Origin of the sequence: Kocuria subflava (assembly GCF_012163155.1) — a bacterium.
GTDB lineage: Bacteria > Actinomycetota > Actinomycetes > Actinomycetales > Micrococcaceae > Kocuria > Kocuria subflava.
In genome coordinates this window covers 37,714-59,828 of the sequence record NZ_JAAVUN010000016.1, presented here as the reverse complement: position 1 = coordinate 59,828, position 22,115 = coordinate 37,714, and the positions used below count along the sequence as shown (strand labels likewise).

The 22,115-nt window shown below is 64.6% G+C and carries 15 protein-coding genes and 1 tRNA gene; 5 read left to right on the top strand and 11 right to left on the bottom strand.

The genetic code is table 11. The features are described 5' to 3' along the window. Window positions 1–122: 122 nt before the first annotated feature. Complete coding sequence (locus GTW58_RS15000; protein ID WP_119933093.1) at window positions 123–1,988, bottom strand: glycosyltransferase; 1,866 nt, start codon at window positions 1,986–1,988, stop codon at window positions 123–125. Window positions 1,989–2,200: 212 nt separating this feature from the next. On the opposite strand from GTW58_RS15000, the gene GTW58_RS09150 reads away from it, so the two are divergent. Next, window positions 2,201–3,163 carry an NAD-dependent epimerase/dehydratase family protein gene (locus tag GTW58_RS09150; RefSeq protein ID WP_119933058.1) on the top strand — a complete coding sequence of 321 codons (963 nt, stop codon included), beginning with the start codon at window positions 2,201–2,203 and terminating at the stop codon, window positions 3,161–3,163. A 117-nt stretch (window positions 3,164–3,280) separates the two neighbouring features. Here the strand turns inward: GTW58_RS09150 and GTW58_RS15125 are convergent, their stop codons facing one another. The 9 genes from GTW58_RS15125 to argS all read right to left on the bottom strand — a co-directional run bounded on the left by GTW58_RS15125 (window position 3,281) and on the right by argS (window position 16,458). After that, window positions 3,281–4,729 carry an L-threonylcarbamoyladenylate synthase gene (locus tag GTW58_RS15125; RefSeq protein WP_370448277.1) on the bottom strand — a complete coding sequence of 483 codons (1,449 nt, stop codon included), beginning with the start codon at window positions 4,727–4,729 and terminating at the stop codon, window positions 3,281–3,283. A gap of 5 nt (window positions 4,730–4,734) precedes the next feature. Beyond that, window positions 4,735–5,700, bottom strand: coding sequence for a peptide chain release factor N(5)-glutamine methyltransferase (prmC, locus tag GTW58_RS09140; protein WP_232818046.1), 966 nt, complete (start codon window positions 5,698–5,700; stop codon window positions 4,735–4,737). 6 nt (window positions 5,701–5,706) lie between these two features. Beyond that, window positions 5,707–6,792: a peptide chain release factor 1 gene (gene prfA / locus GTW58_RS09135; protein ID WP_119933060.1), complete on the bottom strand. Its 1,086-nt coding sequence runs from the start codon at window positions 6,790–6,792 to the stop codon at window positions 5,707–5,709. A gap of 162 nt (window positions 6,793–6,954) precedes the next feature. Next, entirely contained in the window at window positions 6,955–9,153 is a 2,199-nt protein-coding gene (rho, locus tag GTW58_RS09130; protein ID WP_119933061.1) for a transcription termination factor Rho, read from the bottom strand. 338 nt (window positions 9,154–9,491) lie between these two features. Further along, complete coding sequence (gene thrB, locus GTW58_RS09125) at window positions 9,492–10,457, bottom strand: homoserine kinase (protein ID WP_047688155.1); 966 nt, start codon at window positions 10,455–10,457, stop codon at window positions 9,492–9,494. A 43-nt stretch (window positions 10,458–10,500) separates the two neighbouring features. Next, a complete protein-coding gene (gene thrC, locus GTW58_RS09120; RefSeq protein WP_119933062.1) occupies window positions 10,501–11,610 on the bottom strand; it encodes a threonine synthase in 1,110 nt (369 codons plus the stop codon). Between the two features lie 73 nt (window positions 11,611–11,683). Next, window positions 11,684–13,063: a homoserine dehydrogenase gene (locus GTW58_RS09115; RefSeq protein ID WP_119933063.1), complete on the bottom strand. Its 1,380-nt coding sequence runs from the start codon at window positions 13,061–13,063 to the stop codon at window positions 11,684–11,686. 81 nt (window positions 13,064–13,144) lie between these two features. After that, the gene (locus GTW58_RS09110; protein WP_189587272.1) at window positions 13,145–14,722 is read right to left on the bottom strand and encodes a diaminopimelate decarboxylase family protein; all 1,578 of its coding nucleotides are present in this window, start codon (window positions 14,720–14,722) and stop codon (window positions 13,145–13,147) included. A gap of 83 nt (window positions 14,723–14,805) precedes the next feature. Further along, the gene (argS, locus tag GTW58_RS09105) at window positions 14,806–16,458 is read right to left on the bottom strand and encodes an arginine--tRNA ligase (protein WP_119933064.1); all 1,653 of its coding nucleotides are present in this window, start codon (window positions 16,456–16,458) and stop codon (window positions 14,806–14,808) included. Between the two features lie 131 nt (window positions 16,459–16,589). Between argS and GTW58_RS09100 the strand changes: the two genes are divergently transcribed. Together GTW58_RS09100 and GTW58_RS09095 are read left to right on the top strand one after the other, a co-directional pair. After that, a tRNA-Arg gene (locus tag GTW58_RS09100) sits at window positions 16,590–16,662 on the top strand. Window positions 16,663–16,751: 89 nt separating this feature from the next. Next, window positions 16,752–16,994, top strand: a complete 243-nt coding sequence (locus GTW58_RS09095) for a hypothetical protein (RefSeq protein ID WP_119933065.1) — start codon at window positions 16,752–16,754, stop codon at window positions 16,992–16,994. Between the two features lie 94 nt (window positions 16,995–17,088). Here GTW58_RS09095 and GTW58_RS09090 read toward each other — a convergent pair whose 3' ends face one another. Continuing rightward, complete coding sequence (locus GTW58_RS09090; protein ID WP_119933066.1) at window positions 17,089–17,499, bottom strand: hypothetical protein; 411 nt, start codon at window positions 17,497–17,499, stop codon at window positions 17,089–17,091. Window positions 17,500–17,583: 84 nt separating this feature from the next. Between GTW58_RS09090 and GTW58_RS09085 the strand changes: the two genes are divergently transcribed. Both GTW58_RS09085 and hrpA read left to right on the top strand, forming a co-directional pair. Next, window positions 17,584–17,772, top strand: a complete 189-nt coding sequence (locus GTW58_RS09085; protein WP_157980496.1) for a hypothetical protein — start codon at window positions 17,584–17,586, stop codon at window positions 17,770–17,772. A gap of 37 nt (window positions 17,773–17,809) precedes the next feature. Then, window positions 17,810–22,105, top strand: coding sequence for an ATP-dependent RNA helicase HrpA (hrpA, locus tag GTW58_RS09080; protein WP_119933067.1), 4,296 nt, complete (start codon window positions 17,810–17,812; stop codon window positions 22,103–22,105). Window positions 22,106–22,115: the final 10 nt, after the last annotated feature.

Below are 22,115 nucleotides of genomic sequence, written 5' to 3'. Positions count from 1 at the left end.
CAGACATGATCACAAATCATGTCACCCGTGTGGGCCAAGATGTGGATCTTGCAGATCCAAGCGGTTCAGATGCCTGCCGTCCGAACGCAGGTCAGTGGCTGCTCTCCGGGGCGGGTATGCCCTCAAGCGGTTGTTGAATCGCCGCCGACGGAGTTGGGGTAGCCACTGACCATGTTGCGGTAAGCACGTGTGCGCGCAGCCCGTGGGACAAAGCGATACCCGCCACGGACCACCACATTGCGTGCCCATTCTAGGAAATTCAGGTAGCCGCTGCCCCGCAACCGGGCCTGCAACTGCATCTCTGCCTGGAAAACCGCCAGTCCCCCGCGGCGCTGATAGGCCCCACCGGAAACCCGGTAACCCACCAGGGGCTCGGCGATGTTTCTGATGTCCGCCCCGGCTTTGAGCAGTCGGACCCACAACCAGTAGTCCTCCGCCAACGGCACGTACTCGTAACCGCCCACGCCGTTGACTGCATCCCTGCGCATCACAACGGTGGGATGTGACACCGGATTACGCAGTTTGGCAATACACCGGATCTCATGCGCGCCAACAGGTGCCTCACGGCGTGCCAGGACCCGGGATTCGTCGTCGCCGATTTCATTCATGCCAGCACCCACCACATCGGCACCGGCCTCGATCAGCGGCAGCTGACGGGCAAAGCGATGCGGGTAGGAGACGTCATCGGCATCGGCGCGCGCCACGATGTTGTGACGGCATTGCCTCAAACCCAGCCGCAGCGCATGGGTGAGGCCTGCATTGGTCTCCAGATCCAGTCGGACGACGGCGATCGGCGGGTTGGCCTGTTCCAGTCGCCGGGTGAGTGTCTCCAGTTCCTGCTGTAGCTCCGGGGCAACCGGCCCGTCACGCACAATCACCACCTGGGCCGGGGGCCTGGCCTGTTCCAAGGTGGAGGAGATCAAGGCCCGGTAAAACCTCTCCGGAGTGTCCCCGTGATAGACCGGCATCAACAGCGAGAACGCGGTGCCTTCCGGCAACACGGCAGGCACGGGATCCGCGCTCTGCTGGTCCCGGGTGAGAGTCCACAGCTGGTCCAGCACCTCGGCATTGCTGCGCGGCGGGCGCAGAGCGTCACGGACGCCGGTCAAGAAACGCCCCGCAAGAGTGCGACGGTCCTGTGAAGACTTGAGGGTGCGCAGCCACAGCCGTGCAGTGGCACCCCCATAGAGCACCTTCTCCCAAGGAGCCAGGGATGCGGAACGGGTGAAGACCCACAGCTTGTTGCGGACGTCGTTGTAGAACCGGGGACCGGGGTCGGCATCCGTGTTGCCCGGCTGCTTGGTGTGGTGCATGACGGTGGAAGCCGGTACCTGGATGGCATCAGACCAGCGGGCAAGGCGCGTGGAGAACTCGAAGTCGTCATTCCAGATGAAGTAATCGGCAATGGGCAGACCCGAAGCCCGGACGGCATCCCCGTCCATGAGCAAGGAAACAAATGATCCCGATCGGATGCTGCGCCCACCCACAGCCGCCGCACGCTGCTTGCGTCCCGGACCCGCTCCAATGCGTTCGATCATGGAGTTCATGGGGTGTTCCGAGCCATCGGTCCACAACACGGTGCTGGCCACAAAAGCCGGGCGGCGTGCCCCCTCGGGGTCATACGACCGCCAGGCGTGGACAGCAGCACTCAGGGTTTCTCTCAAGGGTTCGGTGTCGTCATCCATGACCCAGATCAGATCAGCCTGCAACTGGTTGGCGGCCCGGTCGATACCCACGGTGAACCCGCCGGCCCCGCCCACGTTGCGGTTCAACTCCACCAGTTCAATGGTGGTTTCAGATCCTGTGGCGGCGTGCTCTGCAGCGAATGCCTTGATGAAGGGCACCGAATCGTCCGTGGAGGCGTTGTCCACCACAACAACGGTCTGTGGCACCATGGAACCTGCCAGGATTCCGCGCAAGGTGGATTCCAACAATGTTCGTCGGTTGTAACTGACCACAACGGCAGTCACCCGCGGTTCAGGCCTCACGACCACGCCCCATCCAGTTGTCCCTTGAGAAGATCATCCTCCGATCGGCCCTGCAACGGGCACACGGGTACCTGATGCGTCATGCAGAGTCGGAACTGCTGAGATTAGCACCCGGTCATGGGCGCCTTCTTGAGGTTCACGTCATCTGGTTCTCTGTACGATGTTGCGGTGGGCATCTGCATTTGCCCAGCCCGACCGAGAGGAGAAGGTCTGTGACGTCCAGAGCATGGCGTGTGGTGGGATCCACGGGGTTCGTGGGTTCCGCGGTGACCCGGCAACTGCGAGCGCAGGGTCACACCGTCCAAGCTGTATCGGCTCCCAGGCTCTCCAGCGGCGCCCGAACCGTACATCATCTGCTGGGCCGGGCCAAGGACCTGGAGTCCGTGATCGACTATCTGGCCGACTCCTTTGCCGGAGCAGATGTTGTGGTCAACGCCGCGGGTATCGCCACACCTGACGGCACCGATCAGGATGCCCTGGTGGGCGCCAACGCCATGCTTCCCGTGTTGATCCTGGCGGCAGCTGAGCGCACCGGAGTCAAACGTGTGGTGCACATCAGCTCGGCCGCGGTTCAAGGCAAGACCCCGTATCTGGACGAGTCTGCGCGGACTTCTCCCTTCTCCCCGTATTCGTTCTCCAAGGCCTTGGGCGAATCCGCGCTGCAGCGCATGGCCGCTCGCGAGGACCGACCTGCACGCCCCGAACTGGTGATTCTGCGTGCCACATCCGTCCAGGGTCCGACCCGCGGCACCACCAAGCGCTTGGCTGCCTTTGCATCTTCCCCGCTGTGTTCGGTGGCCGGCGATGGCAGCGCTCACACGCCGGTGACCTCCATTGATGCCTTGGCTGAGTTCACGGTGACCGTGGGTACCCACAAGGATTCCGTGCCCCAGATCGTGCTGCTGCCCTGGGAAGGTGCCACGGCAGCTTCCATTCTGCGCGACGCCGGCCGCCGCCACCCCGTCAAACTCCCCACTGCGTTGTGCAAAGCTGCTGTGGCCACCGGATACTTTCTCTCAGGCATGGCCGCGAACCGGTGGCACGGGGCGGTGCGGCGCATTGAGGTCACATGGTTCGGTCAGAACCAGGTCCCGGGATGGGGCCGTGAGCAGGGCCTTTTGCCCACACCCAAGATTGGTGAGCTGCTGCGCGCAGTGCATGCCAAGCGCGCGTGAGCTCCTGATGGGCAGCGCCGTGGGCGTCTGTCATCCGCTGCACATCCTTTGAGCCTCATACAAGAACTGCCCCTCACCCACCGCAGGTCGCGGCGCGGTGAGGGGCAGTTCCTCTGTTCAGCTGCGGCTCTGGTCGCCGGCTCCCGGCCCGGAGTCATATCCGTCGTCACTGCCGCGGGCCACCAGGGCTGCTGCCGTGAGCCGGTCAACAGGCTGCGGCTGCCCCGCCGCTGGGCTTCGACCGGTCCGGCGCCGGTTCTGGTCCGGTCCCGGGTGATGCTGCGTTCGGGGTCTTGCCTGCGCGGCATCCGTCTGTTCTGCAGTGGTGCTGACCGCCAAGCCCGCCCCGCTGGCCACCAGGACCTCCGCCTGACGACGATCCACACTGACACCGCTCACACCGGCACGGGCGCCAAGGCCGTGGTCGAGACCGCCTTGGTCCGCAGGCACACGGTCTGTGCTGATGCGATCGCCCTCGGGTGAGTCGGTCACCCCTTCAGTCGATGCGCCATGCGTACCAGGATGGGCCGCGGCAGGGTCAGAGTGTGCGGACGTTGTCGCAGAGTCCCCCGACGCTTCTAGGTGTTCTTCCGTGCCGTCGGCCTGAGACGGTGCGTGAAGGTTCTGGGCCGCCCCGGACTCGCTGCGGCCATCGCCCACAGATTCACCGGCTCCTTGATCCACCGGCTCACCCTGCCCTCCAGCTTGGAGCGTGTCCTTGGCGGCAGATTCAGTGGTTTGCTGGGCCGCAGATGCGGTGTTCGGGTCGGCAGGGTCGGAGTTCTGGGCGACAGTTTCAGAACCGCCACCGGTACCGATGACACTGGGCACCACCTCACGCAGTTGGGCCAACGTGATGGCTCCGTCACGGACCACCAACGGTGTGGCGCCGGTGCAGTCCACGATGGTGGAGGCCTGTGGTGCTCGCGTGAGAACGGGGTGAGCAGACGAGCCACTGGAACTGACCTTCCCACGCGCACCTGCATCCAGGTACACGGAGACCTTGTCCTGCAGCATCTCCCGTGCCTGCTCCACGGTGGTGGCAGCCGGCAGGCCTGTCCGGTTGGCGGAAGACACCGCCAACGGACCGGTTTGGGTCAGCAGTTCCCGGGCGACGTCGTCGTCGGGCACCCTCAGCGCCACCGTCCCCTGGGTCTCCCCCAGATCCCACTGCAAGGAGGGCTGGGAGTGGCAGATCAGGGTGAGGCCGCCGGGCCAGAACGCTTGGGCCAGTGCACGGGCCTCGTCCGAAACCTGATCCGCCAAGCCGTCCAGGACCCCGGAATGCGCAATCAACACGGGCGGTGGCATGGTGCGGTTGCGGCCCTTGGCCTCCAGGAGTCGTTGGACGGCCGCGGCGGAGAAAGCGTTGGCTGCAATTCCGTACACGGTGTCCGTGGGCATGACCACGCACTCGTCCGAGGCCACAGCCTGCTGTGCATGCTTGATGGCCACCGCCCGCTGATTCTCCTGCGTGCACTGGTAGACGACGGCGCCGATCTCTTGGGTCTGCGCGTCTTGTGCCTGCAGATCCTGCTGGGAGTTCTCCTGGGGTGTCTGGTTCACGCCGGTCATTGTTGCACTCCATGCTGGTGGTGGTTCACATCCGGACCGTCTGATTCAGGTTCCCCTGCGGCAAGAACTGCAGAGGTGGCTCGCGGGCGGCCGGTGAGATCGTGGTGCAGTTCCACGGAGGTGAAGCCGTTGCCCTCATAGGCTTGATGCACGGCATCGGCCTGAGATTCTGCATGTTCCATGACCATGTATCCCCCGGTGCGCAACACCTGGGCTGCGGCTCGGATGATGGCCACGGGCAGCCGCATCCCGTCTGCTCCGCCACCCCACAGCGCCATGGCGGGATCGTGATCCGTCACCTCGGGGCTCACGGGCGGCTCACTGTCCGGGACGTACGGCGGATTGGTGACCACCACGTCCACGCGGCCCACCAGGTCACCGGGGACCTCCGTGGCATCCGCCTGACGTAGCTCCACACGTTTGTACGGGGCAAGGTTGCGTTGTGCCCAGACCAAGGCCTCATCTGAGAGTTCCACGGCGTGGATGCGAGCCTGCGGGACCTCGTGAGCCACAGCCGCTGCAATGGCGCCGGAACCGGTGCACAGATCCATGACCACGGGCCGACCAATGCCTTCTGCCAGGTCGGCACGCAGGCGCTGTGTGGCCAGCTCCACCAAGAGCTCGGTTTCCGGCCGTGGGATGAAGACCCCCGGCCCCACGGCCAGCTCGATCCCCCTGAACGGTGCCGTCCCGGTCAGATGCTGCAAGGGAACACGCTGTGTTCGTTGCTGAACCATCGGCTCGAATCCTTGGGGAACATCAGCCCCGATGATGGCCTTGGCCTGCACCTCACCGCGGTCCAGGCCCATGAGGTGGCCGGCCATCAGGACGGCATCGTTCTCAGGAGTCTCCACGCCGGCAGCCGTGAGTTCACCGGTGGCCCATCGCAATGCCTGGGACAGCGAGGTCATCCTGACGGCCGAGTCCATGGACCCCTGGTTCTGGTCGGAGGCTTCAGTCATGGTCTCTCAGCTCTGCCCGCGCTGCCCCAGGGCAGCCAGTCGCACTTGTTCATCCATCTGGATGGCCGATGCCACCACGGCCCCAAGATCCCCGTCCATGACCTGATCCAAGTTGTACGCCTTGTACCCCGTGCGGTGATCCGCCACCCGGTTCTCCGGGAAGTTGTACGTGCGGATGCGTTCCGAACGATCCACGGTGCGCACCTGGGACTTGCGCGCTGCCGAGGCCTCAGCTGCCTGCTGCTCAGCCTGATGGGCCAACAGGCGCGCACGCAGAACACGCATGGCGGCTTCCTTGTTCTGCAACTGCGATTTCTCGTTCTGCATGGCCACCACGATCCCGGTGGGCAGGTGGGTGATCCGCACGGCAGAGTCCGTGGTGTTGACCGACTGTCCGCCGGGCCCAGAAGAGCGGTAGACGTCGATGTTGAGGTCATTGCCCTGGATCTCGATCTCCTCCGGGGCCTCCACCTCAGGAAAGGCCAGGACCCCGGCCGCCGAGGTGTGAATGCGGCCCTGTGACTCCGTGGCCGGGACACGCTGCACGCGGTGCACACCGCCCTCGTACTTCAGATGCGCCCAGACCCCTTCTGCGGGGTCATCGGAGCGTCCCTTAACCGCGATTTGGACATCCTTGTAGCCACCCAGATCAGCAGGGGTGTCGCTCAGGACCTCAGTGCGCCAGCCCTTGGACTCGGCAAATCGCAAGTACATGCGCAGAAGGTCTCCGGCGAACAACGCCGATTCCGCCCCGCCTTCACCGGCCTTGATTTCCAGGATGGCATCGCGGGCGTCGTCGGGATCGCGCGGGATCAGCAGCACCCGCAACTTCTCCTCAGCCGCCTCGATCCGGGGGCCCAGGGCTTCGGCCTCACGGGCGAATTCGGGGTCCTCCCCGGCCAGTTCCTGGGCAGTCTCCTGGTCCTCCCGCAGGCTGGTCAGGATGTTGCGAGCCTCAACCACCTTGTTCAGCTCGGAGTACCGGCGGTTCAGCCGCTTGGACAGCAGGGGGTCGGCGTGCACAGCCGGATCGGCCAGCTGCGTCTGCAGCTGGGCGTGCTCATCAAGCAGAGCCTGGATGGGGTCAGCCACGGAAGGCAGAGTCCTTTCAGATGCGCACCCTGGGATCTTTCCGGTGCGCCGGTGTGAAACAAGAACCGACGACGACGACGGCCCCGGGGTCCGGCGTCGTGACCGTGCACCGGGGTGCTGTGGTCAGGACGCCCGGGATCCACCGGGGCCGGGTCGTGTGGGCTAGCGGTCGTCGTCCGCCTTGACGTTGAGCGTGGTTTTCTGGACCTGCATCATGAACTCCGCGTTGGACTGGGTGTCCCGCAGACGGTTGGTGAGCAGTTCCAGTGCCTGCTGCTGGTCCAGGCTGGATAGCACTCGGCGCAGCTTCCACATGATCTTGAGTTCCTCACCGGACATGAGGGACTCTTCACGGCGGGTACCGGAGGAATTGACGTCCACGGCCGGGAAGATGCGCTTGTCAGCCAGCTGACGGGACAGACGCAGTTCCATGTTGCCGGTGCCCTTGAACTCCTCAAAGATGACCTCGTCCATCTTGGATCCGGTCTCCACCAGGGCGGTGGCCAGGATGGTCAACGAACCGCCACCTTCAATGTTGCGGGCTGCGCCGAAGAACCGCTTGGGCGGGTACAGAGCAGCGGAATCCACACCACCGGAGAGGATGCGCCCGGAAGCAGGTGCAGCCAAGTTGTAGGCGCGTCCCAGGCGGGTCATGGAGTCCAGCAGGACCACCACGTCCATCCCCAGTTCCACCAGGCGCTTGGCACGCTCGATGGCCAGCTCGGCAACGGTGGTGTGGTCATCGGCGGGGCGGTCGAAGGTGGAGGCGATGACCTCACCCTTGACGGTGCGCTGCATGTCCGTGACTTCTTCCGGACGCTCGTCCACCAGCACCATCATCAGGTGCACCTCAGGGTTGTTGGTGGTGATCGCGTTGGCAATGGACTGCAGCATGAGCGTCTTGCCTGCCTTGGGCGGGGAGACGATCAGGCCACGCTGGCCCTTGCCGATGGGAGCCACAAGATCCACCACGCGCGGACCGATCTTCTTGGGCTCGTTCTCCAGGCGCAGGCGCTCCTGCGGGTAGAGGGGAACCAGCTTGGAGAAGTCCACGCGGTCCGTGAGTTCTTCCGGCTTCTTGCCGTTGACGCTGGTCAGCTGGACCAGCGCGTTGAACTTCTGGCGCTGGTTGCGGCTGTTGTCCTCACCGTCACGGGGTGCTCGGATGGCACCGACGACGGCGTCGCCCTTGCGCAGGTTGTGCTTCTTGACCTGGGCCAAGGAGACGTAGACGTCGTTGGGACCGGGCAGGTAACCGGAGGTACGGACGAAGGCGTAGTTGTCCAGCACGTCCAGGATACCGGCCACGGGCAGCAGGACATCGTCCTCCGTGGGCTCCGTGTCATCCACCTCGGGGCCGTTGTTGCGATTGCGCCGGTTGCGGCGGTCATTGCGGTCGTTGCGGTTGCGGTTACGGCGGTTGCGGCGCGATCCGCCGTCGTCATCGGGGCCGTTATTACCCTGATTGCCGCTGTTGCCTTGGCCGCCGCCCTGGTTGTCGTTGCGGCCGCCCTGCTTGTTCTTGTTCTGCTTGTTCTTGTTGCCGGAGTCGTCGTTGTTGCTGTCCCGGCCGTTGTTACCGTCTCGGCCATTGTTGCCGTCTCGACCGCCGTTGCGGTTGTTCCGGTCGTTCTTCTGGCCGTCCTGATTGCGACCCTGACGGTTGCGACGGTTTCCGGACTCGTTCTGGTTCTCCTCCGAGCCAGAGGAGGATTCGGAGTCGGAGGAGTCGTCGTTGCCGGCCTGACCGGTGTTCTCCCCGGCGTTGTCATTTTTGTTCTGATCGCGGTTGCGGCCGCGACGCTGGGAGCGAGAAGGACGCTCGCGGTTGGAGTTTTCGCCGTTGCGCTCGGAGTCGCCTGCGGTGGCGGCACCCTGGGAGTTGTTCTCCTGCTGCTCGCCGGTCTGCGCGGAGGCACCGGAGTCTGCAGCAGGCGCGGCGTTGGAGCTGTTGCCCTCAGCATCAGGCCCATTGTTTGCAGCGTTGGTGTCAGCGCTGGAGGCACGACGCGTCCGGCCGCGTCCGGTACGAGCAGCCACCACGGGGGCGTCGTCGTCGGTACCGGTTTCAGATCCGGCTGAACCCTGGGCATCGTTGATGCCTGCCTTGGCGGAGGCACGCTGGGCAGTCTGTTCGATCTGCTCGGTGACCTTGCGGTCGCGGGCGGCCACGCTGCCACCGCGCTGGTGGGCCTCAATGGCGTCCACCAGCAGGGACTTGCGCATGCGGCGCGCCCCGGTGATCCCCAGCTGGGCAGCCAGAGCCTGCAACTGTGCAAGCTTCAGACCGGAGAGACCGGTGCCCTTGGTTGATGAAGTGTCCTGGTCCGTCCCGGTGTTCAGGTCGGTGGTTTCGGTCACGAAGGTTTCCTTTTCCCTCGATTGGGGCAATCGGCACTCAGACGCCGGTTGCCTTGACTGTTGGTGCGGGCCGCACACAGCGGGCCGCCCACACCCGATCAGACGGGGTGTGGTCAGCGGCGGTTCGTGGGTCAGCCCAGCAGTGGTACGGGCACACCGCACCGTTGGCTGAAGCTGATGAACGTCACGGTTGACCGTGATACCGGAGACCCACAACAGGGTTCCGATGGTCGTTGAACCGCCTAACCCCTGAACTGTTCACCACTGAGACGATGCAATGCCGCACCGCCCGGTGATTGTTCACGGAGTCGGGATGTACCTGAGTGACCTGGATCAGATCACATGTTGAGGTACTCGACCACCCTAGCACCCTGCTTGGGTACGGTCAGCCGCAGAACACGCCAGGTGACGTGTTCACGGTCAGCTTCCGGATCAGCCACGAACCGCGCGATCTCAGCCTCCGCCTCATCGGCAGCCGCGGTGGACGGCGCCACAGTGAGGACAGTGGGACCCGCCCCGGAGATCAGGGCCGCATGGCCGTGCTCCCGCAGGTGAGCCACCAGGGCAGCGCTGGGAGGCATGGCCGGTGCCCGGAACGGCTGGTGCAGACCGTCATGGGTGGCCGGCAGAAGCAGCTCGGGGCGGCGGGTCAGAGCCTCCACCAGAAGGGCTGCGCGTCCAGCGTTGACGGCTGCCGTGCGGTGATCAACTTCACCGGGCAGCAGGGAGCGCGCAAGTGCTGTGGAGACCTCGTAATTGGGAATGGCCACCACGGGGACGACGTCGTGGTGGACCTCCACCGGTGCGCAACGCCAGGTTCCCGGCTCCCCCCAGGAAATGGTCAGGCCACCGTTGAGCGAGGGCGCCACGTTGTCCGGGTGACCCTCCATGGCAGCGCTGACCTGAAGGAGTTGGTCATCATCCAACTGCGCGGATTCCGGCAGCAAAGCGTTGGCCGCCACCACCCCCGCCACGGCACATGTGGCTGATGACCCCATGCCGCGGCCGTGAGGGATCCGGTTTCTGGTGGTCAGGTGCAGACCCGGTTGATCCTCAAGCCCGGCTGCGGTCCAGGCTGCGCGGATGGCGCGCACCAAGAGGTGGTCCTCCGTGCGGGGCACGGATTCGCTGCCTTCCCCGTTGAGATCGAACTCCAGTCCCGCTTCCCGGATCTCCACCCGCACGGTGTCGTCATGGCTCAGAGCTAGGCCCAAGCTGTCAAAACCAGGTCCCACGTTGCCGCTGGAGGCAGGAACCTCCACCGTGACCGCTCGGTCCGGCGTCAAGACCTCACGCCACTGCATCACATGCCCCGTTCCTGGTTGATCCGTGCAGACACCACAGGAATCACTCCAGTCCCAGAGCCGCCGCCACGGAGACGACGTCAAAGTCCACCCGCCGGGGCTCAGCTGCCGTGGGGTCCTCTGCTTCAGCACCCTTGATGGCCCACTGAGGATCCTTGAGCCCGTGGCCGGTCACCGTGATCACAATGGTGGCCTCGGACGGTGCAGCCCCTGCACGGAATTTCTTCAGCAGACCGGCCACACCTGCAGCCGAACCAGGCTCCACAAACACCCCGTCACGGGAGGACAGGAAACGCTGGGCCTCGATGATCTCCTCATCCGTGACGGATTCGATCAACCCATCGGACTCGTCCCGGGCGGCAATGGCGGTGTCCCAGGAGGCCGGGTTGCCGATCCGGATGGCCGTGGCAATGGTCTCCGGCTGATCGATCGGGTGCCCCGCCACCAGAGGTGCTGCACCTTCGGCCTGGAAACCCCACATGACGGGGGTCTTGGTGGCCACAGCGGGCAGGTCTGTCCCGGCGTCATTGGTGAAGGTGGACGCGTACTCCGTGTAGCCCTTCCAGTAACCGGTGATGTTCCCGGCGTTGCCCACCGGCAGGATGTGGTAATCCGGGGCATCGCCCAAGGCGTCCACCACCTCAAAGGCAGCGGTCTTCTGGCCCTGGATACGGTACGGGTTCACGGAGTTGACCAGGAACACCGGGTAGGAATCGGAGAGCTTGCGGGCCACCTCCAAGCAGTTGTCAAAGTTGCCGTCGATCTGGATGATGTCCGCCCCGTGCGCCACGGCCTGAGCCATTTTGCCCATGGAGATCTTGCCCTCCGGCACCAGGACCGCGCAGCGCATGCCGGCCTGCTTGGCGTAGGCGGCAGCTGAAGCGGAGGTGTTGCCCGTGGAGGCACACACCACGGCCTTGGCACCTTCTTCCTTGGCGCGGGTGATGGCCATGGTCATGCCACGGTCCTTGAAGGAACCCGTGGGGTTCATGCCCTCGAACTTGACCCAGACATGATTGCCCGTCAGTTCGGACAGGGCGTGGGCCTTGATCAGCGGTGTGCCACCCTCCCCCATGGTCACCACAGGGGTGGAATCGGTGACCGGCAGGCGGTCTCGGTACTCGTTGATCACGCCTTGCCACAAGTGCGCCATGGTTCTCTCCTGAGTCTGTTCAACATCGGTGTGGAGCTCCGTTTCCGGGCTCCGTTGCTCTGATGGGGCTGATTCAGTTGTCGTTCTCCACGCGGATCAGCCCGCGCATGTCCAGGACCACGTCCATCTGGCGGATGGCCTCCACAGTCCGGACCAGGTCGGCATTGCGCGCCCGGTGGGTCACAAACCTCAGTTCGGCCTGACCCTGGCCCGGATGGGCGGGGTCTTCCGGAAGGTCGCGCTGCTGCATGGTGGAGATGGACACCCCGTGCTCGGCGAACACGGAAGAGATCTCCGCCAGAACACCGGTACGGTCCGGACACAGCAGGGTCAGAGCAAAACTGGTCTTGACCCCGTCCATGCCTGTGGCAGGCAAGCCTGCGTGGAAGGTGGGACCCACGCCGGGACCACCTGCCACGGAGCGGCGTAGTGCTGCCACCAGGTCCCCCATGACGGCGGAAGCTGTGGGCGCGCCACCGGCGCCAGGTCCGTAGAACATCAGTTCACCGGCGTTTTCCGCCTCCACGAACACGGCGTTGAAGGCGCCGTGCACACCGGCCAAGGGATGTTTGCGCGGCAGCATGGTGGGCACCACGCGCAGATTCACCTTTTCCTGCGCCTGATCACCCTCACCCTCGGTGACCCGCTCGGCCACACCCAAGAGCTTGATCACAAAACCGGACCGGCGTGCAGCTTCAACGTCCTCTGCCGTGACCCCGGTGATCCCGCGGCAGTAGACGTCGTCGAACGTGTAGGACGAGTGGAACGCGATCCCACCCAGAATGGCTACCTTGGATGCGGCGTCATGACCTTCGACGTCGGCCGTGGGGTCAGCCTCTGCGTACCCCAACCGCTGTGCTTCAGCCAGGGCGTCATCGAAGCTGGCACCCGTGGTGTCCATCTGGTCCAGGATGTAGTTGGTGGTGCCGTTCATGATGCCCAGCACCCGTTTGACCTTGTCCCCGGACAGCGAGTCCAACATGGGGCGCACAATCGGAATGGCACCTGCCACAGCGGCCTCGTAGGAAATGCTGGTCCCAGCGGCCTCAGCGGCGGCATGCAACTGCTCACCGTGCTGGGCCAGCAGTGCCTTGTTACCGGAGATCACGGGCTTGCCTGCATTCAGTGCACGCAGGATCCGAGTCTTGGCCGGCTCAATGCCACCGGTGAGTTCAACCACCACATCGGCGTCATCGATCAGGGCGTCGGCATCCGTGGTGAACAATTCCAGGGGCAGCGTGACGGTGCGCGGAGAATCGACGTCGCGAACAGCAATGCCGATCAACTTAGGGCGGGCGCCGATCCGCTCCCCCAGCTCAACGGCGTCCGTGAGCAGAATCCGGGCCACCTCCGCGCCCACGTTGCCGGCACCCAACAGGGCCACGCGCACGGTGGGAACGGATGATTCAGAAGCAGAGCTTGCCGGCCTCTGGCTCTGGGAAGAATTGGTCACAGGGTGCTCCAAGACGTAGTGCGTGAAAGGCAATGGGTCAGGGCGGATGTGATCTGCCCGTGGTCAAACGGATGCTGGTGGTCAGGAACCTGGAACATCAGGGGAATCTGCAGGCTCCACGGACATGCGGGCAAAAAGGTCGTCCTCGGTTTCCCCCCGGACAATCACGCGGGACTGTCCTTCCCCGTCCACGGTGCGCACAGCCACCACCGTGGGGCGCGGCAACCAGTTGTAGTTGCTGGACAGCGCCCAGCAGTAAGCGCCCGTTGCCGGCACGGCCAGCAGATCACCTGCGGTCAGGTCGGAGGGCAAGTAGGTGGTGTTGACCACGATGTCCCCGGATTCGCAATGTTTGCCCACCACGCGGGAAAACACCGGGTCCCCGGTACTGAGCCCACCCTTGGCATCAGCCACCACCACGGAATAGTCCGCGCCGTAGAGCACCGGGCGTGGGTTGTCAGACATACCACCGTCCACGGAGACGTAACGGCGGGCCTGGCCCGGTTCCACCGTGACGGCCTTGAGCGTGCCCACCGTGTAGAGGGTGATTCCGGCTGGGCCCACAATGGCTCGCCCGGGTTCAAAGGACAGGTGTGGGACGGGGAAGTCCAGCAGCCGGCACGTACCCTGCACGGCTTGTGCCAGGGCATCGGCAATCTCCTGGGCAGGCCGCGGTGTGTCCGCCTCCGTGTAGGCGATCCCGTAACCGCCGCCCAGGTCCAGTTGGGGCAGCTGAACACCGAACTTCTCCCTGACCTCAGCCATGAACGTCAGGACTCGCTCGGCGGCCTGGGCAAAGCCTTCGGCCGCAAAAATCTGGGATCCGATGTGACAATGAATGCCCTGCAGATCAATGTTGGGGTGAGCCACACAAGCACTCACAGCACGCATGGCCGCCGACGGAAGTTCAGCAGCTGCGGACCCATCTGCAACATCCTGGGTGCTCACACTGGAGTCGTCAGCCAATGCGTCCGCTGCCTGGGCATCCGTGGCACGTGCCGGGGCCAGGGACATTCCGAACTTCTGGTCCTCATGGGCGGTGGCAATGAAGTCATGGGTTTCGGCGTGCACACCGGGGGTCACCCGCAGCATCACCGGAGCCGTCACGCCCAAGGTGCGGGCCAGACGCCCCACCAGTTCGATCTCCGGCAGGGAATCCACCACAATGCGCCCCACACCGGCATCCAGTGCCCGAGTGATTTCAGCAGCCGATTTGTTGTTGCCGTGCAGGGCCATGCGGGCCGGGTCCATGCCACCGCGCAGACCACAGGCCATTTCCCCACCGGATGCGGTGTCCAGATTCAGTCCTTCCTCACGGACCCAGCGCACCACCTCCGGGGTCAGGAAGGACTTACCGGCAAAGTACACGGAAACCTCCGTGCCCACCCGGGAAAAGGCCGACTCGAAAGCCTCCCGGAAGCCGCGGGCGCGATCACGGAAGGTGTCTTCCGAGATCACGTACAGCGGGGTTCCGTAGGTTTCGGCCAGCTTGGCCATGCTGATCCCGCAGACCGTCAGCTGCCCGTTGGTCCCCCGCCCAAAGGCATCCGGCCAGATCTTGCGGTCCAACTCCTGCCAGTCACTCGGCACGCTCAACCATGACGGCGCCAAGGTGCTGGGCCCCGTCTGCCAGGTGTCCTCCTGCTGCGGTTCAACCACAGGAACGGGGCGGAGGCGGAAGCCGGTGGTGACGACGTCGTCGGCGTCGTCGTAGGCGTCGAACTGCTCGAACTTGCTCACGGTCACATCCTTTCGGGTGCGGAAACGCCCAGCAACTCCAGGCCGTTGGCCAGCACCTGACGTGTGGCGTCATTGAGCCACAGGCGCGTGCGGTGGGTGTCAGAGACTTCCTCGTCAGCCAGCGGGGTCACACGGCATGCGGCATACCACCGGTGATAGGCCCCGGCCAGTACCTCCAGGTGGCGGGCCACACGGTGGGGCTCGCGCAGCTGCGCGGCCTCAGCCACCACGGAGGGGTAGGCGCCCAGTGCGGCCAGCAACTCGCCCTCCGTCTCATGCGAGAGCAGAGATGCGTCAAAACCGTCCCGAGTGACACCGGCGGCCTCCGCGTTGCGGTCCACCGCGCAGGTCCGCGCATGGGCGTACTGGACGTAGAACACGGGGTTCTCATTGGAGCGCTTGACCAACAGGTCAAGGTCGATGTCGATGTTGGAGTCCACCGAATACCGAGTCAGAGAGTACCGTGCGGCATCCACGCCCACGGCACCCACCAAGTCCTCCATGGTGACCACGGTTCCAGCCCGCTTGGACATGCGCACCGCCACGCCGTCCTTCACCAGATTCACCATCTGGCCGATCATGACCTCCACCTTGGCGGGGTCATCCCCCAAGCTGGCCGCCACGGCCTTCAGACGGGCCACGTAACCGTGGTGATCCGCACCCAGCATGTAGATGCACAGATCAGCGCCGCGGTCGCGCTTGTTCTTGAAGTAGGCGATGTCTCCGGCAATGTAGGCGGCGTTGCCATCGGACTTGATGACCACGCGGTCCTTGTCATCCCCGTGGTCAGTGGAGCGCAGCCACCAGGCGCCGTCGTTGAAGTACAGGGAGTCCTGGGACTTCAGCTGCTCCAACAGGGTCTCCACGGCGCCGTCCTCGAACAGCGAATTCTCGTGGAACCAGACATCGAACTCCACGCCGAATTCGCGCAGGGACTCCTTGATGTCGCCGAACATGAAGTCCACACCCGCTGCCCTGAAGGCCTCCTGCGGGTCCTCTGCCTGCAGCGCGTCAGGGTTGGCGGCCAGCACCCGGTCAGCGATCTCCGCGATGTACGCACCGCCGTAGCCATCCTCAGGAGTCGGCTCATGGCGAGCCGCGGCCAGCAGAGAGCTTGCAAAACGGTCGATCTGCGCACCGTGATCGTTGAAATAGTACTCGCGGGTCACCTCAGCACCCTGCGCCTGGAACACCCGCGCCAGAGAATCGCCGACGGCGGCCCACCGGGTACCGCCCAGATGAATGGGACCCGTGGGGTTGGCGGAGACGAACTCCAAGTTGATGGTGGTCCCAGCCAATGAATAACTGCGGCCGTAGTCACGGCCGGCCTCAACAACAGTGCGCGCCAGCTCACCCGCAGCAGCCGTGTCGAGAGTGATGTTCAAGAAACCCGGACCTGCGATGTCAACGGAAGCGACGCCGTCATGCGCCTGCAACCGCCGCTGCAGCACAGCGGCAACCTCACGCGGCGGCTTGCCGACCTTGTTGGTCAGCTGCATGGCGATGTTGGTGGCCCAATCCCCGTGGTCACGGTTCTTGGGACGCTCAACCTTGACGTCAGGCAGCTCTGTACCTTCCAGGAGGGACAACTCCCCCTGAGTCACGGCCTCACGCAGACATGCGGATACAACGGCAGTCAATTCTTCGGGAGTCACCGGGACAGTCTAGCGGTTGTATGCGTTCCAGCCGGTCCGATCGATCTCGGTGGGAGGTCATGGATGTCATGACCATGCTCGCCGCGGTGGTACAGTCTTGGGGTCCGTCGCGGCGATCCCGGGGCGGTCATGCCCGAGTAGCTCAGTGGATAGAGCGCTTGCCTCCGGAGCAAGAAGTCGTAGGTTCGAATCCTATCTCGGGCACTTCTTACGTCCTCTGGGTGGTGTACATCACCTGGCCCCGGAAATTCATCGGCACCGTAGGGTGTGGAGTTTCATCAATCGCCTGTCGAATGATGTGGAAATCGCTGGAATCACGGTTGCTCAGACTGGCCAAGGAGCGCGAGTTCGCCCGGACCCAGGAACCCCTGGTCCAGGTCAGGGGCTGTGACCACTCCCCGGGGATGCAGAGGGTCGCGCAGGAAGGCCCTGGCCTTGTTCGCACCGCCTACGTGGCACTGGGCCATGGTCTTGATGAAGACGACGATACTGGGGAAGTCCACTTCAGGCCGGACATCACCGGTGCACGTCGCTGAGCACGTGGTAAAAGGCGTTCTCACCGGAAAGTGATGGCGGAGCCACCCGCCACAGGCGCCCACGGACACCACCACAGTGGCCCACGATCACAGCTCAGCGGTAGTCCTGCGGGTTGTAGTCGGTGAAAGTTTCATCACCCCAGGCATGGTCCAACGCTCGGTCCTCATAGGAGACCGCTTCCTTGTTGCGCTGACGCATCCAGAACCCGACCACCAGCAGTGCACCACTGACCACCAGGGCGATGGGCCCCAAGATGGCAGTCACCCAACCACGCGTGCTCATGGGGGTGGCATACTCCCCGGCCGTGGCGCGGGCCACATGAATCAGCCCCTCCGGGAAAGCCCAGGAGGCCACGAACAACAGCACGATTCCCACACCGAACATGGCTCCGGCCAGGCGGTGGCGCCGGGCGCGTTTGTGCTCCCGCTCAGGTTCCACGGTGTCCGGGTCCGATAGGTGGCCCGCGGAAACGGAGTGGGAGTCATTCGATGGTGAGGCGGACATGAGGTGGGTGATCATCCAATCTGGGCGCAGCGCGGTGGGAACCCCGATTCTACGGGCCGTGACGCAGCTGCAGGACGGGCAGCCATGCAGGACGCACCAGAGGCTCCACATGACCCGATTCCTCCAGGTGCCCGAATCGCCCCCCACGCATTCCTCAAGAGCTACGCCCAGCCCCGTCCGAGCCCCCTCGCTCTGCAAGCTGCCGAGCTGCTGCGACTGGCCGACGGCCCGGTGCCGGCGGCACGCTCAGCGCTGAACCTCTGGAGTGCCTGAGCCTGGCCATGCGGCGGTTTCGTAGACTGGGCCGGTCATGACCAGTGCCCAGAACACCGCCGACACCACCCCCACCATCACTTATCCCTCCCAGTTGCCGGTCTCTGCCCGCCGGGAGGACATTCAGGCTGCCATTCAGGATCATCAGGTGGTGGTGATCGCCGGGGAAACGGGCTCAGGCAAAACCACGCAGATCCCCAAGATGTGCCTGGAGATGGGCCTGGCGGAGCACGGTTTGATCGGGCACACCCAACCGCGGCGCATCGCTGCCCGTTCCGTGGCCGAGCGCATTGCGGAGGAGTTGGGAGAGAAGATCGGCCAGACGGTGGGCTACCAGGTCCGTTTCACCTCAGAGGTGGGCGCCGATTCCCGGATCAAATTGATGACTGACGGCATCCTGCTGGCTGAGATCCAGCATGACCGCCTGCTCAAGAAGTACTCCACGATCATTGTGGACGAGGCTCACGAACGCTCCCTCAACATCGACTTCCTGCTGGGCTACCTCAGAAACATCCTGCCGCAGCGCCCGGACCTCAAGGTCATCATCACTTCCGCCACCATTGACCCCGAACGCTTCGCAGCACACTTCCACCAGGCGCTGCCAGAAGGTGCGGATCCAGAAGCCACCCCGGAGCCTGCGCCGATCATCGAGGTCTCCGGGCGCACCTACCCGGTGGAGATCCGCTACCGGCCGCTGAGCACCGAAGCGGTCACCTTTGCCGATGACCAGGACTACGACGACGACTCCCCCGCTGCCCACCCGAGCCCCAAGGAGAACACCCAGGAGGAGGACCGGGACCCCATTGACGGTGTTCTGGACGCGGTGGACGAGCTCTCCCGGGAGTCCCCCGGGGACATCCTGGTGTTTTTTGCCGGCGAGCGGGAGATCCGCGATGCCCAGGAGGCGTTGGAGGCGCTGATCACCACGCGCCCCGGGCTGGCAGGCACCCAGATCCGCCCTCTGTTCGGGCGGCTCAGCATGGCCGAACAGCACCGGGTGTTCGCCCCGTCCCGCGGTGGGCAGCGCAGGATCGTGCTGGCCACGAACGTGGCGGAAACCTCCCTGACCGTGCCGGGCATCAAGTACGTGATCGACACCGGGACGGCGCGCATCTCACGTTATTCAACCCGCACCAAGGTGCAGCGGCTGCCGATTGAACGCATCTCCCAGGCCTCCGCCAACCAACGTTCTGGCCGGTGCGGGCGTGTTTCGGACGGAATCTGCATCCGCCTCTACTCCGCAGAGGATTTCCAGGCCCGGCCCGAGTTCACGGATCCGGAGATTCTACGCACCAACCTGGCCTCAGTGATCCTGCAGATGACCGCAGCAGGGGTGGTCCACAGCCCTGAGGAGATCAGCCAGTTCCCCTTTGTGGAACCACCGGAAACCCGTGCCGTCAAGGACGGTGTGGCACTGCTGCGCGAACTTGGTGCCCTGAAGACCGGGCCGGACACGCGCACCGGAGCCCAGCGCCACCGCAACGGCAAGAAACGGGGTCGGGGACGGGCGTCGTCGTCACCGTTGACACCCACGGGACGCTCTCTTGCAGCGCTGCCCGTGGATCCGCGCCTGGGGCGGATGATCGTGGAGGGCCAACGACGGGGCTGTGCACGGGAGGTCATGGTGCTGGCTGCCGCCCTGACCGTGCAGGACCCCCGCGAGCGCCCGTTGGAAAAGCGGCAGGTGGCTGACGAGTTCCACGCACGGTTCAAGGACAAGACCTCCGATTTCCTGGGCTACCTGCTGCTGTGGCAGTACCTCCAGCAGCAGCAGAGCCAGCTCTCTGGCTCGGCATTTCGCAGGATGTGCAGGCGGGAATACCTGAATTACCTACGGATCCGGGAATGGCAGGACCTCTACGCGCAGTTGCGCCAGATGGGTCAGTCAGTGGACATCACTGTGGGCAGGTCCCGGGAGATTGATCCGGCCTCGGCCTCGGATGACGTTCACAAGGCCCTTTTGACGGGGTTGCTGAGCAACATTGGCGTGCACCAGGAGAAAACCCGCGACTACCAGGGCGCCCGCGGAACCCGGTTTGCCATCTTCCCCGGATCCGATCTGTTCAAGAATCGCCCTGACTTTGTGGTCTCGGCAGAACTGGTGGAAACCTCCCGCCTGTGGGCGCGCACCAATGCGGCCGTGGACCCCACCTGGGTGGAGGAAGTGGCCGGAGACCTCCTCAAGCGCACGTACGCCGAACCCCATTGGTCCCGCTCCCGGGGTGCCGTGATGGCCAAGGAGCGGGTGACGCTTTACGGTGTGCCCTTGGTGGTGGACCGTCCGGTGGGTTACTGGCGGGTGGATCCTGCCGGTGCCCGCGAGTTGTTCATCCGGCATGCCCTGGTGGAGGGTGACTGGCAGACCCGCCACCGGTTTGTGGCCCGCAACCGCGCCAAGATCGCGCAGGTCGAGGAACTGGAGAACCGGTTGCGGCGCAAGGACCTGCGCGCCGATGACCAAGCCCTGTTCGAGTTCTTTGACGCCAGGATCCCTGCTGAGGTGGTCTCCCAACGTCACTTCGACTCCTGGTGGAAGAAGGCCCGGCAACGTGACGAACACCTGTTGGACTTTGACCCGGAGCATCTCCTGGACTCGGACACCCAGGACTGGGACGACGACGCCTTCCCCCGCCAGTGGGTCCAGAGCACCGACGGCGGCGAGCTGACGTTGGATCTGGAGTACACCTTTGCCCCGGGCAGCCAACCCGGTGGTCATCAGGGTGCCGGTGCCCGTGGGGGTGGCACGCGTGGTGTTTCTGGCCGTGCCCATCCCGCGGACGGGGTGACGGTGCGAGTACCCGTGCTGTTCCTGCACCAGCTCTCCCCCGAGCCCTTCCAGTGGCAGATCCCCGGCCTGCGCACGGAACTGGTCACGGCACTGATCAAATCCCTGCCCAAGGCCGTACGCAAGAACGTGGTGCCGGCACCGGATGTTGCCCGCCAAGCGGTGGCCATTCTTGACCAACAGGCCGATCCCTCCCGGGACAGCCTGGAGACAGCCGTGGAACGTGCGCTGCGGCAATTGCGTTCCGTGATCATCGAACCGGGCTCCTGGGACTGGACCAAGGTGCCCGAGCATCTGCGGATGCACTTCCAGGTCCGCGATTCCCGCAACCGAGTCCTGGCCGAAGGTGAGGATCTTGAGGTCCTGCAGGTCCAGCTGCGTGATCACGTACGCCAAGCGCTGGCCGAGTCCTTGGGGACCACAGCAGATGCTCTGGGCGCCACTGGTTCGGCTGTGAGTGCCGCATCCGTCCCCGGTGCTTCATCACGCCAGGGCGACCGGAAGGGTGCCGCAGGCAACACAGACGCCAATGCCACCCGTGCCCATGCCACCAGCGGCAAACCTGGCCCGCAGTCCAGAGCGGCGCCTGGTCAGGGCACCGGTGCGGGGGGATCCGGCACCACTTCTGTGCTGGAACGTGACGGACTGACTGATTGGCCGGAGGCCGATCTGCCACGCAAGGTGGAGACGGTGGTGGCCGGCCAGCGGATCACGGGTTGGCCTGCACTCGACGCCGGATCGGTTGCCTCCAGGACCGGAAAAGCTGCGGGTGGTCTTTCAACGGCCGCCTCCACGGCCAGCGTTCGCGTGTTCTCCAATGCCGAGGACCAGCGCGCGGCCCAACGGCGAGGAACCATCGCACTGTTGCAGACTCGGCTGCCGTCAACGCATCGCTACATCTCCGATCACCTGGAGAACCGGGAAAAGATCGTGTTCACGCAGAACCCACACGGTTCTGTGGACTCCTTGATCCAGGACTGTACGTTGGCCGCCGTGGACAAGTTGGTGCCCACGGAGCCACCGTGGACCCGCCAGGACTACAACCAGGTCTTTGACTCCGTCAGGGCGGACCTGATCGACACCGTTTTTGGGGTGACCTCCCTGGTGGCCCAGGTGCTCACAGATGCCAACACGGTGCGCAAACTGGTCAAGAAGCCTGGCTCCATGGCAGCGGTCAATGCCTTTGCCGATGTTCGGGATCAGCTGGACAGACTGGTCAGCCCCAACTTTGTCACCCGCACCGGGTGGGAGAACTTGCAGCACCTCCCCCGCTACGTCAAGGCCATGCAGGTCAGGGTGGACAAGCTGGTGGGCACGGCCGCCATCCAGCGCGACACCACCCACATGCTGGAGATTCAAGCGCTGGAGGATGAGCTGGATGCGGCGGTCAATGCGGTTCCCGTGGGCCTGCCCGTCCCTGCGGCTCTGAATCGGATCGAGTGGGAGATCCAGGAGTTGCGGGTCTCCTTCTTCGCCCAGGAGCTGGGAACTTCCCACACCGTGTCAGCCAAACGCATCCGCAAGGCCCTGCGAGAGGCCCGGGGATGAGAAGGGGCGG